The following is a 15,248-nucleotide window of genomic DNA, read 5'->3' as shown; positions in this document are numbered from 1 at the left end:
ACTCGCGGACTTCCCCGCGAGTCCCCCGTTTCCCGTGGCCGAGTCCCTCAGGTGCCGGGGGGCCGGTCGACCAGCTCCGCCGCCCGCTCCCCGATCGCGACGGCCGTGGCCGACGTCCCCCGTCGCGGCACGGTGGGCAGCACCGAGGTGTCGGCGACGCGGAGCCCGTCGACGCCGAGCACGCGCAGCTCCGTGTCGACGACCCGCCCGATCGCGGCGGTGCCGCACATGTGCACCGAGGTCGTGAGGTGGTCGGCGATCCAGGCGTCGAGGGTGCGGTCGTTGCCCAGTACCCCGCCGTCGGGCCCCACCCGCGTGCCGACGCCCGCGCGCAGCAGGTCCGCCGCGGTGCGGATCGCGTGGCGCAGGCGGCGGCGGTCGTGCTCGGTGCGCAGGTAGCGGTACTCGATGCGGTCCGGGGTGAGCTCGCCGCGGCTGTCGGGGTGCTGCAGCGCGCACATCAGGTGCAGCGGCCCGCCCGCGACGAAGGGGCGGACGAACGCGAGCACCTCGACGTCGCCCGCGGGGTCGGCGCCGGCGTCCCAGTTGAGTGCGACCGGGCTGCCGGGGGCGTGCGGGTGCGCGGGCGGGTCGGTGTCGGCGAAGGGGAGGAAGACGGCGGGGTGGTCGGAGAACCCCCGGCCGACGGGGAGGTCGACGCGCAGCCCCGGGCCGATCCCGGAACGCATCAGCAGCCGCGGCGTCCCGATCGCGCCGGCCGCGATCACCACCTCCCCCGCCTCGACGACCTCGCCGCCGGCCAGTTCCACCCCGCGCGCCCGGTCGCCGTCGAACAGGACCCGCTCGACGGGGGCGTCCCCGCGGACGGTCCGGGGCCGGTAGGCCGTCGCCGCGTCGATCCGCACCCCGTCGACGCTGTTGCCCGGCACGAGCCCGACCCCGGGGGCCGACCCGGCGTTCTTGTCCGGCTCCTCCGCGAACCCCAGCCGCCGCGCCGCGTCCAGGAACCGTTCCGCAGCGGGGTGCAGCAGCTCCCCGTCCGGACGCCGCACCGGCACCGGCCCGGTCGTCCCGTGCCACGCGTCGCGCTCGGAGCGCTCGTAGCACGGCAGCAGGTCGTCCCAGGTCCAGCCGGGGCCCCAGTCCTCGGCACGGGTGGCGCGGACCCAGTTCGCCCCGTTGATCGCGCTCGACCCGCCCAGCCCGAGCCCCCGCGGGACGACGGCCGGCTGCCCGGGCCGCAGCAGCACCTCGTGCGCCCAGTTCCGCGGGTGCCCGGGGGCCGTGGCGGCGAGCGAGGTGGCGTCGCGCAGCTCCGGCAGCGACGCGGTGGGCCCGGCCTCCAGCAGCAGCGCCCGCGCGCCCAGCCGTCCGGCCAGCGCGCACCCGGCCGACCCGCCCCCGACCACCACCACGTCCCACACCCCGGCAGGATGCACCGGGTGGACGACCTCGCGCAGGATCTCGCCGACTTCATCGTCGCGTCACCGACGCCGTACCACGCGGTGGCGGAGGTGGTCCGGCGGCTGAGCGCGGCGGGTTTCGTCGAGCAGCCCGAGGCCGGGCCGTGGGTCGACGGCCCGGGCGGGCGCTACCTCGTGCGCGACGGCACGGTGCTGGCCTGGTCGGTGCCCTCCGACGCCGGACCGGGCCTTTCGATGCGGATCTTCGCCGCCCACACCGACTCACCGACGCTGAAGGTCAAGCCGAACCCGGACGTCGGCGCGGGCGGGTGGCGGCAGGTCGCCGTCGAGGTCTACGGCGGCGCGCTGTGGAACTCCTGGCTCGACCGCGACCTCGGCCTCGCAGGGCGCCTCGCGCTCTACGACGGGTCGACGGTGCTGGTCGACGTCCACCGTCCGCTGCTGCGCGTCCCGCAGCTCGCGATCCACCTCGACCGCGGCGTCAACTCCGAGGGCCTGCACCTCGACGCCCAGCACCACCTGCTCCCCGTGTGGGGCCTCGGTGCCCCCGCCGAGGGCGACCTGCTGGAGTTCCTGGCCGGGGAGGTGGGCGTCGACGCCGACGAGATCGCGGCGCACGACCTCGTCGTCCACGACGTCGTGCCGCCCGCGCGCCTGGGCGAGGAGGAGGAGCTGCTCGCGGCTCCCCGGCTGGACAACCTCGCCTCGGTGCACGCCGGGATCGGCGCGCTGCTCGCCGCCGCGGGCACGCCGGGTGTCGTCCCGGTGTTCGTCGGCTTCGACCACGAGGAGATCGGCAGCGGCTCGGCGACCGGGGCGTCGGGACCCCTGCTGGAGACGGTGCTGACGCGCCTGGCCGGGGGCTTCGACGCGCGGGGCGCGGCGTTCGCGACCTCCCGCTGTCTCTCGGTCGACGTCACGCACGCCGCCCACCCCAACTACCTGGGCCACCACGACCCCGGGCACCGCAGCGTGCCCAACCAGGGCCCGGCGCTGAAGGTCAACGCGAACCAGCGCTACGCGACCGACGCGCCCGGCGCCGCGGCGTGGCGGCGCGCCTGCCGGGACGCGGGTGTGCCGACGCAGGTGTTCGTCGGGAAGAACACGGTGCCCTGCGGCACGACCGTCGGCCCGCTGCTGGCGACGCGACTGGGAATCCGGACCGTCGACGTCGGGATCCCGGTGCTGTCGATGCACTCCGCGCGCGAGCTGTGCGGGGTGCGGGACCCGGGGTTCCTGGCCGCCGCGGCGACGACGTTCCTCACCGATCTGCAACCCTGAGGTTGCTTCTGGGTGCAGAACGTGCAACCCTCGGGTAGCAGGTCAACCGAGAGGAGATCGTCGTGAGCGACCGGATCGAGCGTGAGATCCACGTCGACGCCCCCATCGAGCGGGTGTTCGCACTGGTCAGCGAGCCGGGGTGGTGGATCGAGGACGGCCCCGAGCGCATCGTGACCCGCGAGGGCGAGCTGACGCTGGTCGAGCTCCCCACGCACGGGATGACCTTCCCCGTCCTGCCCCTCGCCCAGGACCCGCCCCGTTACGCGTCGTTCCGCTCGGCGTTCCCGGGGACGGAACCGGTGGAGGGCACCTCGACGCTCGTGGAGTTCACGCTGACCGAGCAGGACGGCGGCACGCTGCTGCGCGTCGTCGAGAGCGGGTACGACGCGCTGACCGTGCCCTGCGACACCGCGGGCAGCATCGAGGGCTGGGAGCAGGAGCTGCGGGCGGCGAAGCAGCGGGCGCAGCGCGTCCCGGCGTGATCGACGATCAGGTCGGCGACGTCCTCACCGCGCTCGCCGACCCCACCCGCCGGTCGCTGCTCGACGCCCTCGCCGTCGCCGGGCAGGCCAGCGCCACCGTGCTCGCGGCGGGGCTGCCGGTGTCGCGGCAGGCGGTCGTCAAGCACCTGCAGGTGCTGGAGGCGGCCGGGTTGGTGACGGGCGCCCGCTCCGGCCGGGAGGTGCGCTACGTCGTGCGCCCCGACCCCCTCGACGCGACCGCCGACTGGCTGGCGGCCCGCTCCGCCGCCTGGGACCGCAGGCTCCGTTCGCTGAAGCGGGCCGCGGAGGCACCGCCCGCGGCGCCGTAGGCCCACCGACCTCCGCCGGGTCGCGGGGGCCGGTGGCACGTGTTGTCCTGGACCGGTGACGGTGGCGGTGGAGGAGGACCTGGGCCTGTTCGGGCCCGGGTCGGTGACGTGGCGCGTGCACATCGAGCCGGTGATGTGGGTGGCCGGGTTCCGGGCGCTGCTGCTGCAGTCGCTGGAGCCGCGGGTGATGCGCGGGACGTACCAGAACTCCGCGCTGTTCGACCCGGCGAAGGCCTGGGCGCGGTTCCAGCGGACCGTCGAGTTCGTCGGGACGCGCACGTTCGGCTCGACCGCCGACGTCGAGCGGGTCGCCGCGCGGGTGCGCAGGCTGCACGCGAGCCTGCGCGGGTACGACCCCGACACCGGAGAGACCTTCCGACTCGACGAGCCGGCGAACCTGCTGTGGGTGCACGCCACGGAGGTCGAGTCCTACGCGCACGTCGCGCTGCGGGCCGGGCTCGTCGACACGATCGACGCCGACCGGTACCTGGCCGAGAGCGTCCGGGCGGCGCGGGTGATCGGCCTGATCGACGCCCCGTCGTCACGCGAAGAGATGCACGCCTACTACGCGCTCCGCCGCCCCGACATGCGGATGACCGACGAGGCCCGCCGCGCCACCATGAACCTGTTCGCCCCCAAGGGGCAGGCGCCGACGGCGGTGAAGATCGCGGTCCCGACGATCGCGACCCTCGCCGTCGCCACGCTCCCCCGCTGGGCGCGCCGCTGCTACGGCCTGCCCGGCCTGCCCACCACCGACATCGGGGCGACCCTCGCCCTGCGCGCCCTGCGCACGGCCACCGGCGTCCTGCCTGACGTGCCGGCGCCGCCGAACATCGAACGGGCGCGTCGGCTGGTCCGCGGCCTGCCCGCCTGACCCACCCCGCGAGTCCCCCGTTCCACGTCCGCGAGTCCCCCGATTCACGTCCGCGAGTCCCGGGATCCGACGTCCGGGACACCGGAACTTGGCAACGGAGAACGGGGGACTCGCGGACGGAAAGGGAGGGACTCGCGGGGGGTCAGGGGCGGGGGGCGCGCAGGAGGGCGGGCAGGAGGGCCGCCAGGAGCAGGCCGGTGACGGCGACCGCGGTGACCCCGCCGAGGGCCCACAGGGCGTACAGGCCGATCGTCGCGACGTCGGCCCCCATCCCCGCCACCGACGTGACGGTCGCGCGCGACGCGGAGTCGATGCGGTCCTGCAGCCGGGCGTCGGTGACGGCGAGCACCGCGCGGTAGCCGCCGTAGAACAGCACCACCCCGACGATCCCGGCCGGATGCGCGACGATCCCGGCCCCCGCGAACAGCACCATCGACACCGCCAGCAGCGCCGCGAGCCACCCGGCCCGCAGTCCGGCCGCCCGCCCGGCCAGCGCGGCCCCGGCCATGCCCCCGAGCACGATCGGCAGGTCGGCCACCGGCACCAGCGCCACCGGCACCCCCCACGACGCGACGAGCAGCGGGAAGTACTCCTCGACGCCGTCGACGCTGGTCACCAGCGCCGCAGCGGCGACGACGCCGGGCACCCCGGGACGCGACGCGGCGATCCGCAACCCGTCGCGCAGTGTGTCGAGATATCCGGACTCGTCGTCGTCACCGGGGGCGCGCGGCGCCTCCGGGATCGTCGACGCCACGAACGCGGCGGCCAGGCAGGTCGCCACGCTCACCCAGCCGACCAGCACGTACCCGCCGAGCGGGAACAGCAGCGTCGCGAGCCCGGCGGCCGGGAGCTGCGCGGCGAGCTCGGCCGCGGAGATCCGCCCGTTGACGGCGGCGTAGTGGCGCTGCGCGCCCGCCGCGACGAGCCCGTCGTAGAGCAGCGCCTCCTGCGCGCCGGAGGCGAGCACCCCGCCGAGCCCCCACAGCACGAATCCCGCGGCGAACACGCCGAAGCCGGGGGCGGCCGTCCACAGGGCGAACCCCGCCGCCTGCAGCACCCCGGACGCGACCAGGCAGGTGCGCCGGGAGAACCGGTCGGCGAGCGCGCCGGTGGGCACCTCGGCGACGATCCCGACGACCGACCAGATCGCGAACAGCAGCGAGATCTCGGCGTCGGACAGGCCGGTGTCGGCGAACAGCAGCGCGTACAGCGGGTACAGCGCGACGGCGTCGGCCAGCAGCGCCCAGCCGAACATGCGGCGGGCGAGCGGACGGGCGCGGGGCGGCAGGGAGCGTCAACCGGGCATGGGCGAAGCGTAGAACCGGGGGCAAGCGGATTGGCACACTGACGGTCATGAGGTTTCGAGCCACCGTCGAGCTCAGCGGCCGGACGGCCACCGGCATCCCCGTCCCCGACGAGGTCGTCGCCGCGCTCGGCGCCGGCAAGCGGCCTGCCGTGCACGTCACCGTGGCGGGCCACCGCTACCGCAGCACGATCGCGCCGATGGGCGGCCGGTCGTTCGTCCCGCTGGCCGCCGAACACCGCACGGCGGCGGGTGTCGCGGCCGGGGACGAGGTGGACGTCGAGCTCGAGCCGGACACCGAGCCGCGCACCGTCACGGTGCCCGACGACCTGGCCGCCGCCCTCGACGACGACACCCGCCGCGCCTTCGACGCGCTGAGCTACAGCAACCGGCGCCGGCACGTGCTCGCCGTCGAGGGTGCGAAGGCGGCGGAGACCCGCGCGCGCCGCATCGCGAAGGTCGTCGCGGAGCTGCGGGGCTGACGGGGGCCGGCTCGCGACGGCCCCCGTGCCGCCACCCCCTCCGGTCTCGCGGACAGCTGCGGGCGGGCCCGGGCACGGGCCCACCCGCCATCCTGCTCGCGCGGCGACGTCCGGGAAGGGGGGAACTGGCCGGACCGAGTCCGTTCCGGCGGCCTTCTTGCGCCGTCCGCCGCGCCGCGTGCAAGATCTTGCATCGTGGACGAGCCGCTGCGCATCCTCGTCGCGTCCCCGCTCGCACCGATCATCGAGCCCGCGCTGGCGGCCCGGTTCCCGGCGGGCACGGTCACCGTCGCCCGGGACCGGGAGCAGGTCACCGGGGCGGTCCGCGGGCGGCTGCGCCACGACATCGTCGTCTCCGATCTCCTGTGGAGCTCCGCCGAGGAGTTCGTCTTCGACGGTCTCGACGTCCTCGGGATCCTGCGTGACGCCGACCGCCCCGCGCCGGTAGTCATGGCGATGCAGGGTCACGGCGCCGAGCACGACCACCTGGAGGAGGTGCTCGCGCACGAGGAGGTCCGCGGCATCCACCGGAAGTCGGCCGGGCCGCAGGCGCTGTTCGACATCGTCCGGGAGGTGGCGGGCGGGGCCGGCACGGGCGGCTCGCCCGTCGCGCGGCCACCCGTCGACCTGCCCGCCGTCCCGCACCTGCACGACTGGTTCTCCCGCGGCCGCGGACGGACCGCGGCCCGGATGGCGGGCGCCATCGCGTCCGGCCGGGCCGTCAGCCACGCGACGCTCGCCGAGGCCGCCAACGTCCGCTACGACACCGCGGCGAAGGTCGGCCGCGAGTACCTCGGTGAGCTGATCTGGCGGCGCGGCGAGCACCCCGAGCCTGCGGTTCCCGTGTCGGTGGTCTACCGCTGGTGCGGCGAGCACGCCCGGTACGTCCTGAGCTGGTGCCGGCGCAACGGGCACGCCGACGTTGCCACGCGAGTGATCGGAAGGCGATGATGTCCGGCGTGCCCCCGACGACGACCCGCAGTCCGGACCTCTCCCTGGTGACGGACCTGTTCGTGATGGCCGAGCGGATGCTCGTGGAGGTCCTGGGCCGCATCCGGCACGGTGACGGGAGGATCGTCCTGCCGCCGATGCGGGTCGGGGACGAGCCGGCCACGATCCGGGAGTCCGTCGCCCGCCACGTCCGCGACGAGGCCCGCCTCGCCGGGCTCCCCGAGGTGGAGCTGGGCACCGATCCGCACCCGGTGATCGCCCGGCTGGCCGACGAGGCGATGGAGGCCGCGCGGGCCGGTCGCATCAGCGCCGACGACCTGCTGCTCGCCACGATCACGCGCTGCTTCCTCGCCCACGACGTCGCCTTCCACCTCGGCTCCACGGCCTGCCCGCTGCCCGAGGAGCTGGCCCGGCCGCTGTGGGAGATCACCGACCCCGACGCCGAGTGGTGGCGCGAGCAGCGCGTGTTCGGCGAGCCGCTGCTGCCCATGCCCCCGCACGTGTCGTGGCGCGACCGCTTCCTGCGCACGGCGGGCCGCGATCCCCACCCGCACTTCGACTGAGTGCCCGTCCACGACACCGCGCGGGAGATGGCGCGGGCGCTGCGGGCCCGGGAGATCTCCGCGCGGGAGCTCGTCGCCGCCCACCTGGAGCGGATCGACGAGGTCGACGGCCGCGTCAACGCCGTCGTCACGCGCGTCCCGGAGCAGGCGCTGGCCCAGGCCGCCGACGCCGACGCGCGGCTGGCCGCCGGGGAGCCGGTGGGCCCGCTGCACGGCCTGCCGATCGCGCACAAGGACACCCACCTGACGGCCGGGATCCGCACGACGTTCGGCTCACCGCTGCTCGCCGACCACGTCCCCGACGCCGACGAGCTGGTGGTCGAGCGGATGCGCCGGGCCGGGGCGATCACGATCGGCAAGACCAACGTGCCGGAGTTCGCGGCGGGCTCGCACACGTTCAACCCGGTGTTCGGCACCACCGCCAACCCCTACGCCCTCGACCGCAGCGCGGGGGGCAGCAGCGGCGGTGCGGCCGCCGCGCTGGCCTCGGGCATGCACGCGCTGGCCGACGGCTCCGACATGGGCGGCTCGCTGCGCAACCCGGCCTCGTTCTGCAACGTCGTGGGCCTGCGCCCGTCGCCGGGTCGCGTGCCGACGCACCCGTCGGCGCTGCCGTGGGCGACGATGGCGGTGCAGGGGCCGATGGCCCGCACCGTCGCCGACGCCGCGCTGCTGCTCTCGGTGCTCGCCGGGCCGGACCCGCGCTCCCCGGTCGCCCTGGACGACCCCGGGTCGACGTTCGCCGCCCCGCTCGACCGCGACCTCACCGGCCTGCGCGTCGCCTGGGCCCCGACGCTCGGCGGCGCGGTCACCGTCGACCCCGCGGTGAGCGCTGCACTGGAGCCCGCCGCGGCGGTCTTCGCCGGCCTCGGGGCGATCGTGGAACCGGCCTGCCCCGACCTCACCGGCGCCGACGACGTCTTCCGCACCCTGCGCGCCTGGCAGTTCGCGGCGACGATGGGCCCCCAGCGCGACCGGGTGAAGGCCGCGCTGGCCGCCAACATCGACGACGGCCGCCGCCTCACCGGCGACGACCTGGCCCGCGCCGAGCTCGCCCGCGCGGCCCTGTTCCACCGGGTCCGGGAGTTCTTCACCCGCTACGACGTCCTGCTCGCCCCGGTTTCGCAGGTCCCCCCGTTCGACGCCGCGCTGGAGCACCCCACCGAGATCGACGGCGTGCCGCACCCGCACTACCTGGACTGGATGGCCTCGGCGTACCTGGTCTCCGCGGCCGGGCTGCCCGCGCTGTCGGTGCCGGCCGGTTTCACCCCGGACGGGCTGCCGGTCGGGCTGCAGGTCGTCGGCCCGCCGCGCGGTGACCTGCTCGTGCTGCAGGTCGGGCACGCCTACGAGCAGGCGACGCAGGTGGGGCGACGCCGCCCGCCGCTCTGACGCTCCACTGCCGTCTCAGGGGCGGCGCCGCGCGTGCACCACGATGTCGCGCACCGTCAGCTCCGTGCCCTCGTGCGTGAGCCCGGCCCGCTCACGCGTACCGGCCACGAGCACCTCCCACTCCCGGGGGTCCAGCGAGCCGGCCACCTCGTCGGCGGTGAAGAACATGCCGGGGACCTGCGGGCGGTGCGGCCCGGCCTCGTCGGTGGGGTCGTGGCCGACGACGAGCAGCGACCCGCCGGGCGCGACCCCCGTCGCCAGCCGCCCGTAGAGCTCCAGCAGCCCCGGCAGGTGCACGAACTGGGCGGAGACCAGGTCGTAGGCGCCCGCGTCGGGCGTCCAGGTGGTGAGGTCCTCGTGGCGCCAGCGCACGTCGGCGCTGCGGGCCTGTGCCCGGGCGAGCGCCGTGCGGGAGAAGTCGACGGCCGTGACGTCCCAGCCGCGCCCGGCCAGCCACACCGCGTCGGCGCCCTCGCCGCAGCCCGCGTCCAGCGCCCGGCCCGCGGGCAGGTCGGCGGCCTCGGCCACGAGCTGCGCGTTGGGCTGCCCGCTCCAGATCCCGTGGTGCCCGTGCTGCCCGTGGCGCTCCTCGCGGGCGCCGTAGCGCTCCTCCCAGGCCTCCTGGGTGAACATGTCCGTCATGTAGCCGACGGTGCCCCGCCCCGGCCGTCCGCGCAAGCGTCGTTGCCGGAACGGCAAAGGCGTCAGGCCCGGCCCAGGCGGACGGCGTTGGGCGGGCAGCCGTAGCGACGGCGGAACGCGCGGCTGAACCCGGCCTGGTCGGCGAAGCCCCACCGGTGGGCGGTGCGGGCCACGGTCGTCGCGGGGCCGAGCCGGGCCAGGTCGGCACGGGCCCGCGCCAGCCGCCGGTCCCGGACGTAGCCGCTGACGGTCTCGCCGCGCCGCTCGAACAACAGGTACAGCGCGCGGACGGAGATGGCGTGCGCCGCGGCGATGGTGTGCGGGCGCAGCAGGGGGTCGGCCAGGTGCTCCTCGATGTGGTCGCGCACGCGTTCCCACCGCGGCTCCGCGTCGACCTCCGGCGCGTCACCGGGCAGGGCCGCCGCGAGCAGTTCCAGCGCCGCGGTCGCCGCCGCGGCCGCCGCCGGGCCGGGCAGCTCACCCACCGCCGCGACGGCCGCCAGATGGTCGACGAGCAGGCGACCCGCCGGCCCGGACAGGACGGTGGCACGCTCGACGTCGACCGGACGCCCGCCGGCCAGCCGCGCCCGCGGGACGAGCAGCGTGCGCTTGCGCAGGCGCTGCGGGATCGCGAACCGCAGCGGCTGCGAGCTGCTCCAGGCCAGCGCCTCGCCGCGGCGCAGCACGATCCGGCGCTCGCCCTGCGCGATGTGCTCGCAGCCGTCGAGGACGGTGAGGACGGCCAGGTACTCCCCGTCGGTGCTCCCGATCTCGCTGCGCCCGCGACGGCCCGAGCAGCGGCCCGCGGAGCAGTCGACGAGCGTGAGCCCGTCGAGCGGCCGGGCGGTGATCGAGGCGACGGCCGCCGGGTCGGCGTCGCGCTCGGCGTCGAGGCGCCACGGCAGGTGCGTGCGGGAGACCAGGTGCCGCCACGCGTCCGGGCGCTCGGCCACGGGCCACTGCTCCAGCGTCCAGGTTCCGGTCACCGCTGCGCTCCCCCGCCGTCGGGACCCCCGAGTATCCGGCCGCGCCCCGGCGGCTGTCCACACCGTGCACGCGTGGCCGGGTGCCGTGCAGCGACGGTCAAGACGGCGCGTCCGGTCCCGCGGCAGCGTTCCCCCCGACACGAGGAGGTGCGACATGCGCGAGGACGTGGAGTTCGCGACCGAGGACGGGGTCGCGTTGCGCGGATGGCTCTACCGACCGGACGAGAGCGGCGGGCCGTTCCCGGTGATCGTCATGGCGCACGGGTTCTCGGCGACGAAGGAGATGTACCTCGACGACTTCGCCGAGTTCTTCTCCGCGGCCGGGTTCGCCGTGCTCGCCTACGACAACCGCAACCTCGGCGCGAGCGACGGCGAGCCGCGCGGCGAGATCGACCCCTGGCAGCAGGTCCGCGACTACCGCACGGCGATCACGTGGGTGTCGGCCCGGCCCGGGATCGACGCGTCGCGGGTGGGGGTGTGGGGGTCGAGCTACAGCGGCGGGCACGTGCTGGTCGTCGCCGCGCAGGACCGGCGCGTGGGCTGCGTCGTCTCCCAGGTGCCCCTGATCAGCGGGTACGACAACTCCCGGCGGCTGGTGCGCGCCGACCACCTGGCCGGCCTGCGCGCGGCGTTCGACGCCGACCGCGCCGCCCGCTACGCCGGGCAGCCACCCGCGATGATCCCCGTCTGCTACACCGACGACCCGGCCGAGCCGTGCGCCCTGCCGACGGCCGACACCCACGACTTCTTCCTCGGCCCAATCCTGGAGCGGGCCACGACCTGGCGCAACGAGGTGACGCTGCGGTCGGTCGAGATGTTCACCGAGTACGAGCCCGGCGACTACCTGCCGCGCATCAGCCCGACCCCGCTGATGATGGTCGTGGCCGCGGGCGACCACCTCACCGTCTCCGACCTCAGCCTCGCCGCCTACGGCCGGGCGAACGAGCCCAAGCGGCTGCTGGTGCTGCCGGTCGGACACTTCGAGGCCTACGTCGGCGACGCCTTCCGGGTCTCGGCACCGGCCCAGCGCGACTGGTTCCTCATGCACCTGAGCAAGCGGTAGGCCGCCGGCGGACGCCGCGTCGGGTCCCGGCCGAGGACGAGGTCGTCCGCGGCGCCGAGGCGATCGGAGGTGTCGATGGCTGAGGAGATCACCCGCCTGGCCTACGACGAGGCCCGCGCGGCGCTGCGGGAACAGGACGCGACACTGGCCAACGTCCGCAACCGTGCGACCGGACTTCTCGCCGCCGCCGCGGTGGGCACCTCGTTCGCTGCCGGCGTCGGCCTGCTCAACACCGACCCCGCCCGCGGAGCCACCTTCCCGCTGTGGGCCGGCTGGACGATGTTCGGCCTCATCACCTCGATCGGGATCGGCGTGTCGATCGTCCTGTGGCCGGTGACGCGATGGAGCTTCGGACCGCATCCTGCGGCTCTGCTCCGGCACGCGAGCCACGACGCGGACGACACACTCCGGCGGGCCACCGAGGCCATGATCGTCGCGATGGCGTCCAACGACCGCCTGTTGACCCGGCGCATGACGACCTACCGCATCACGGTCGGCGTCCTGATGATCGACATCCTGCTGTTGGTCGCAGCCCTGCTCATCCGGGAGGTGTAGCTGTATGACGACCGCACGAGGCGGCGATGACGGTGGGGACGACGGTCCCCCCGACGCCGCCGCCCAGACCGAGTGGATCCGCCACGGGCTGAACCACCAGCAGGGATACCCGCAAGTGCCGTACGCCGGGGGAGGTGCGTCGGAGCCGCCGAGCTACGGCGAGCTACCGCGGAGCCATCCCTACGGGAGGATTCCCGAGGCCACGCCTCCCGCCCAGAGGGACCCGCGGCTCGACCTGTTGCGCCCGATCCTCGTCGGCGTGGTGGTGAACCTGATCGTCCTCGTGGGTCTGCTGATCCTCGTGCTGATCCGGACGTGACACCCGGCCGGAGTCGCCGCGCTCCGGGGTCGCTGCGGCTCCGGGCTGTGTGCTGTCACCGGCCGATGTCACGGCACCCGTCACGATCGACGGGGATTCGTGATCATGGCTCTGACCTGGCGGAAGCGGAGGGATTTGAACCCCCGGACGGTTGCCCGTCTCTCGCTTTCAAGGCGAGTGCATTCGGCCGCTCTGCCACGCTTCCCTGGTGGCAGCCTAACCTCCGGCGATGATCCGGCGGCGCGGCGCGGGTCACTGTGGCAACCGACCCGGGAGGAACCATGGCCACCGCCACCACCGACATCTGGCCCGCCGCCCACGCCGAACGCGCCGCGCTGGCCGCCGACCTCGCCGACCTGCCCGACGAGCGGTGGACCACGCCGTCTCTGTGCGCGGGGCTCAGCGTCCGCGAGGTGCTGGCGCACCTGACGTCCTCGGCCACGCTCGGCCCGCTGCCCTGGATGTGGAGCGTGCTGCGCAGCCGGTTCGACTTCGACCGGCACGTGGCCGACCGCCTGGCCGAGCAGCTGGGCTCCTCCCCCGCGGAGACACTGGCCCGCTTCGAGCGGATCGTCGACAGCCGCACCTCGACGTTCGGGCCGAAGGCCGCCTGGCTGGGTGAGGTGATCGTGCACGCCGAGGACATCCGGCGCCCGCTCGGCATCCGCCACGACTACCCCGATGACGCCGTCACGCGCGTCGCGCGGTTCTACGTCGGGGCCGACTTCACGGTGCCGAGCCGGACCCTCGCCCGCGGGTTGCGCCTCGAGGCCACCGACGGCCCGTTCGCCGCGGGCACCGGCCCCGAGGTGCGCGGCACCACCCTCGCGCTGACGATGGCGATGGCCGGGCGCTCGGCGTTCTGCGACGAGCTGACCGGCGACGGCGTCCCGGTCCTGCGGAGCCGCGCCCGCTGACCCCGCCTGCCCACCACCGGGTCACCGATCAAGGGGCGGCGAGCGTCCGGTGTCGCCCGCCCGGGCGGGTGTGGTGGGATTCGGCCGATCACCGGAGGAGACAGCCGATGCGGTTCAACGAGAACGCGAATCTCGACACCTCGAACATCGACGACCTGCGCGGCGGCGGCCGTGGCGGCGGCGGGGGTGCGCTCGGTGGGCGGGTCGCGGCCGGCGGCGGCGGGCTCGGCATCCTCGGCCTGATCCTCTACTTCCTGATCTCCCAGCTCGGCGGGGGCAGCTTCGACACCGGCGGTGGCGGCGGCTTCGAGCTGCCCGGCGGGCTGTCCGGCCTGTCGTCCGGCCAGACCGCCGACACCTCGCAGGTCGCGCAGAGCTGCCGCACCGGCGCCGACGCCAACACCCAGCTCGACTGCGAGGTCGTCGCGGTCGTCAACTCCCTCGACGGCTACTGGACCGACGCCTTCGCCCGCTCCGGCCAGACCTACCAGCCCCCGCGCACCAACTTCTTCTCCGGCGGCGTCAACACCGCCTGCGGCAGCGCCAGCTCCGCCGTCGGGCCGTTCTACTGCCCCGGCGACAACGAGGTCTACATCGACCTCTCCTTCTTCCAGGAGCTGGAGACGACCTTCGGCGCGCAGGGCGGCACGTTCGCCCGGGCCTACGTGATGGCGCACGAGTACGGCCACCACATCCAGGCCCTGCTGGGCACCACCTCCCGCGTGCGGTCCGGTGACGTCGGACCGACTTCGGGTTCGGTGCGCCTGGAGCTGCAGGCCGACTGCTACGCCGGGGTGTGGGCCAACCACGCCACGACGGTGCCGACGTCGTCGGGCGAGCCGCTGATCGTCGACGTCACCCGGGAGGACGTCGCCGCCGCGCTGGACACCGCCGCCCGCATCGGTGACGACTTCATCCAGACCCAGCTCGGCGGCGGGCAGGTCGACGAGAGCCAGTTCAGCCACGGCAGCTCCGCGCAGCGCGAGCTCTGGTACACCACCGGGTACGAGACCGGTGACCCGTCGCGGTGCGACACCTTCGCCCGGGGCGTCGACCTCGGCTGAGGTTCACGCGGCGCCGAGCAGCCCCACGCACCCCTCGACGCCCGCCGCCCGCAGCTCCCAGGACGGCCGCCGGAACCCGTCCGCGTCCAGGACCAGCCGGACGTCCTCCGCGGCGACCCCGCGGCGCACGACCGTCCGCGTGCCGTCACGCCGGTAGCCCAGCTTCGCCGACACCCGGTGCGAGGCGTGGTTGTCGGCGAAGGCGTCCGAGCGCGCCCGGACCGCACCGAGGTGCTCGAAGGCGAACAGCAGCACCGCGGCCCGCATCTCGGTGCCCAGCCCGTCGCCCTGGTGGGCCGTGCCGAGCCACGAGCCGGTGCGCACCTCGCGGGTGACCGCGAAGTCGACGCCCTCGACGCTCTGGGTGCCGATCACCGCGCCCTCCCGGCGCACCAGGAAGTTGACCGTCCAGCGCTCCGGGGCCAGCGCGGCGCGCTGCGACCAGAAGTACTGCAGCATCCCGCGACCCAGGTAGCGCGGGTCGGCCTCGGTCCACGGCACCAGGAACGGCATCTCCCCGGGCGGGTGAACCCCGGAGTAGGCGACCTCGACCAGCTCGGCGAGGCCCGCGTCGTCGTCGGGGCGCAGTTCCAGGCGCGGGGTGTGCAGGACGAGGTCGCGCAACGGCCAGTGGTCCACGACGAGCCACGGTCCCCGATC

At 75.2% G+C, this 15,248-nt stretch carries 18 protein-coding genes and 1 tRNA gene; 13 read left to right on the top strand and 6 right to left on the bottom strand.

The annotated features are described in order from the left end of the window. Positions 1 to 47 precede the first annotated feature (47 nt). A complete protein-coding gene (locus PHY01_RS21690; protein WP_246086056.1) occupies positions 48 to 1,385 on the bottom strand; it encodes a GMC family oxidoreductase in 1,338 nt (445 codons plus the stop codon). A gap of 18 nt (positions 1,386 to 1,403) precedes the next feature. Between PHY01_RS21690 and PHY01_RS21685 the strand changes: the two genes are divergently transcribed. The 4 genes from PHY01_RS21685 (at position 1,404) to PHY01_RS21670 (ending at position 4,351) form a co-directional block, all read left to right on the top strand. Then, the gene (locus PHY01_RS21685; RefSeq protein WP_218030278.1) at positions 1,404 to 2,666 is read left to right on the top strand and encodes a M18 family aminopeptidase; all 1,263 of its coding nucleotides are present in this window, start codon (positions 1,404 to 1,406) and stop codon (positions 2,664 to 2,666) included. Positions 2,667 to 2,728: 62 nt separating this feature from the next. Then, positions 2,729 to 3,148: an SRPBCC domain-containing protein gene (locus PHY01_RS21680; RefSeq protein WP_218030277.1), complete on the top strand. Its 420-nt coding sequence runs from the start codon at positions 2,729 to 2,731 to the stop codon at positions 3,146 to 3,148. Beyond that, positions 3,145 to 3,477, top strand: coding sequence for an ArsR/SmtB family transcription factor (locus PHY01_RS21675; protein ID WP_141281279.1), 333 nt, complete (start codon positions 3,145 to 3,147; stop codon positions 3,475 to 3,477). Before PHY01_RS21680 ends, PHY01_RS21675 begins: the two co-directional genes overlap by 4 nt. Positions 3,478 to 3,532: 55 nt before the next feature. Beyond that, on the top strand, positions 3,533 to 4,351 hold the full coding sequence (locus PHY01_RS21670; protein ID WP_246086055.1) for an oxygenase MpaB family protein: 819 nt from the start codon (positions 3,533 to 3,535) through the stop codon (positions 4,349 to 4,351). Positions 4,352 to 4,493: 142 nt separating this feature from the next. Here PHY01_RS21670 and PHY01_RS21665 read toward each other — a convergent pair whose 3' ends face one another. Continuing rightward, positions 4,494 to 5,606, bottom strand: coding sequence for an MFS transporter (locus PHY01_RS21665; protein WP_141281277.1), 1,113 nt, complete (start codon positions 5,604 to 5,606; stop codon positions 4,494 to 4,496). A gap of 98 nt (positions 5,607 to 5,704) precedes the next feature. Between PHY01_RS21665 and PHY01_RS21660 the strand changes: the two genes are divergently transcribed. The 4 genes from PHY01_RS21660 to PHY01_RS21645 all read left to right on the top strand — a co-directional run bounded on the left by PHY01_RS21660 (position 5,705) and on the right by PHY01_RS21645 (position 9,042). After that, positions 5,705 to 6,136: a YdeI/OmpD-associated family protein gene (locus tag PHY01_RS21660; protein ID WP_141281275.1), complete on the top strand. Its 432-nt coding sequence runs from the start codon at positions 5,705 to 5,707 to the stop codon at positions 6,134 to 6,136. 195 nt (positions 6,137 to 6,331) lie between these two features. Then, positions 6,332 to 7,087: a response regulator gene (locus tag PHY01_RS21655; protein ID WP_141281273.1), complete on the top strand. Its 756-nt coding sequence runs from the start codon at positions 6,332 to 6,334 to the stop codon at positions 7,085 to 7,087. An 8-nt stretch (positions 7,088 to 7,095) separates the two neighbouring features. Further along, the gene (locus tag PHY01_RS21650; RefSeq protein WP_141281270.1) at positions 7,096 to 7,650 is read left to right on the top strand and encodes a hypothetical protein; all 555 of its coding nucleotides are present in this window, start codon (positions 7,096 to 7,098) and stop codon (positions 7,648 to 7,650) included. Further along, entirely contained in the window at positions 7,651 to 9,042 is a 1,392-nt protein-coding gene (locus PHY01_RS21645) for an amidase (protein WP_281283690.1), read from the top strand. A 15-nt stretch (positions 9,043 to 9,057) separates the two neighbouring features. Here PHY01_RS21645 and PHY01_RS21640 read toward each other — a convergent pair whose 3' ends face one another. Both PHY01_RS21640 and PHY01_RS27225 read right to left on the bottom strand, forming a co-directional pair. Next, complete coding sequence (locus tag PHY01_RS21640; protein WP_141281268.1) at positions 9,058 to 9,684, bottom strand: class I SAM-dependent methyltransferase; 627 nt, start codon at positions 9,682 to 9,684, stop codon at positions 9,058 to 9,060. Positions 9,685 to 9,746: 62 nt separating this feature from the next. After that, positions 9,747 to 10,670 (bottom strand): helix-turn-helix domain-containing protein, encoded by a 924-nt coding sequence (locus tag PHY01_RS27225; RefSeq protein ID WP_218030276.1) that lies wholly within the window; start codon positions 10,668 to 10,670, stop codon positions 9,747 to 9,749. Positions 10,671 to 10,824: 154 nt separating this feature from the next. On the opposite strand from PHY01_RS27225, the gene PHY01_RS21630 reads away from it, so the two are divergent. The 3 genes from PHY01_RS21630 to PHY01_RS21620 all read left to right on the top strand — a co-directional run bounded on the left by PHY01_RS21630 (position 10,825) and on the right by PHY01_RS21620 (position 12,607). Continuing rightward, positions 10,825 to 11,733 carry an alpha/beta hydrolase gene (locus PHY01_RS21630; protein ID WP_141281264.1) on the top strand — a complete coding sequence of 303 codons (909 nt, stop codon included), beginning with the start codon at positions 10,825 to 10,827 and terminating at the stop codon, positions 11,731 to 11,733. Positions 11,734 to 11,808: 75 nt separating this feature from the next. Beyond that, entirely contained in the window at positions 11,809 to 12,288 is a 480-nt protein-coding gene (locus tag PHY01_RS21625) for a hypothetical protein (RefSeq protein ID WP_141281262.1), read from the top strand. A 4-nt stretch (positions 12,289 to 12,292) separates the two neighbouring features. Beyond that, on the top strand, positions 12,293 to 12,607 hold the full coding sequence (locus PHY01_RS21620; RefSeq protein WP_141281260.1) for a hypothetical protein: 315 nt from the start codon (positions 12,293 to 12,295) through the stop codon (positions 12,605 to 12,607). Between the two features lie 117 nt (positions 12,608 to 12,724). On the opposite strand, the gene PHY01_RS21615 is transcribed toward PHY01_RS21620, so the two are convergent. Beyond that, a tRNA-Ser gene (locus tag PHY01_RS21615) sits at positions 12,725 to 12,812 on the bottom strand. A 76-nt stretch (positions 12,813 to 12,888) separates the two neighbouring features. On the opposite strand from PHY01_RS21615, the gene PHY01_RS21610 reads away from it, so the two are divergent. Both PHY01_RS21610 and ypfJ read left to right on the top strand, forming a co-directional pair. Continuing rightward, complete coding sequence (locus PHY01_RS21610) at positions 12,889 to 13,524, top strand: maleylpyruvate isomerase family mycothiol-dependent enzyme (protein ID WP_141281258.1); 636 nt, start codon at positions 12,889 to 12,891, stop codon at positions 13,522 to 13,524. Positions 13,525 to 13,631: 107 nt separating this feature from the next. Beyond that, entirely contained in the window at positions 13,632 to 14,588 is a 957-nt protein-coding gene (gene ypfJ / locus PHY01_RS21605; RefSeq protein ID WP_141281256.1) for a KPN_02809 family neutral zinc metallopeptidase, read from the top strand. Between the two features lie 3 nt (positions 14,589 to 14,591). On the opposite strand, the gene PHY01_RS21600 is transcribed toward ypfJ, so the two are convergent. After that, on the bottom strand, positions 14,592 to 15,227 hold the full coding sequence (locus PHY01_RS21600) for a GNAT family N-acetyltransferase (RefSeq protein ID WP_170183923.1): 636 nt from the start codon (positions 15,225 to 15,227) through the stop codon (positions 14,592 to 14,594). Positions 15,228 to 15,248: the final 21 nt, after the last annotated feature.

The organism is Pseudonocardia hydrocarbonoxydans (assembly GCF_006539565.1).
Lineage (GTDB): Bacteria > Actinomycetota > Actinomycetes > Mycobacteriales > Pseudonocardiaceae > Pseudonocardia > Pseudonocardia hydrocarbonoxydans.
This window is presented reverse-complemented; position numbering and strand designations above follow the sequence as displayed.

What these genes read in the sequence shown, in the direction of transcription:
- PHY01_RS21665 (WP_141281277.1), bottom strand. Translation starts at nt 5,606, where the DNA reads ATGTTCGGCTGGGCGCTGCTGGCCGACGCCGTCGCGCTGTACCCGCTG.
- PHY01_RS21660 (WP_141281275.1), top strand. Translation starts at nt 5,705, where the DNA reads ATGAGGTTTCGAGCCACCGTCGAGCTCAGCGGCCGGACGGCCACCGGC.
- PHY01_RS21640 (WP_141281268.1), bottom strand. Translation starts at nt 9,684, where the DNA reads ATGACGGACATGTTCACCCAGGAGGCCTGGGAGGAGCGCTACGGCGCC.
- PHY01_RS21630 (WP_141281264.1), top strand. Translation starts at nt 10,825, where the DNA reads ATGCGCGAGGACGTGGAGTTCGCGACCGAGGACGGGGTCGCGTTGCGC.
- PHY01_RS21625 (WP_141281262.1), top strand. Translation starts at nt 11,809, where the DNA reads ATGGCTGAGGAGATCACCCGCCTGGCCTACGACGAGGCCCGCGCGGCG.
- PHY01_RS21620 (WP_141281260.1), top strand. Translation starts at nt 12,293, where the DNA reads ATGACGACCGCACGAGGCGGCGATGACGGTGGGGACGACGGTCCCCCC.
- PHY01_RS21610 (WP_141281258.1), top strand. Translation starts at nt 12,889, where the DNA reads ATGGCCACCGCCACCACCGACATCTGGCCCGCCGCCCACGCCGAACGC.
- ypfJ (WP_141281256.1), top strand. Translation starts at nt 13,632, where the DNA reads ATGCGGTTCAACGAGAACGCGAATCTCGACACCTCGAACATCGACGAC.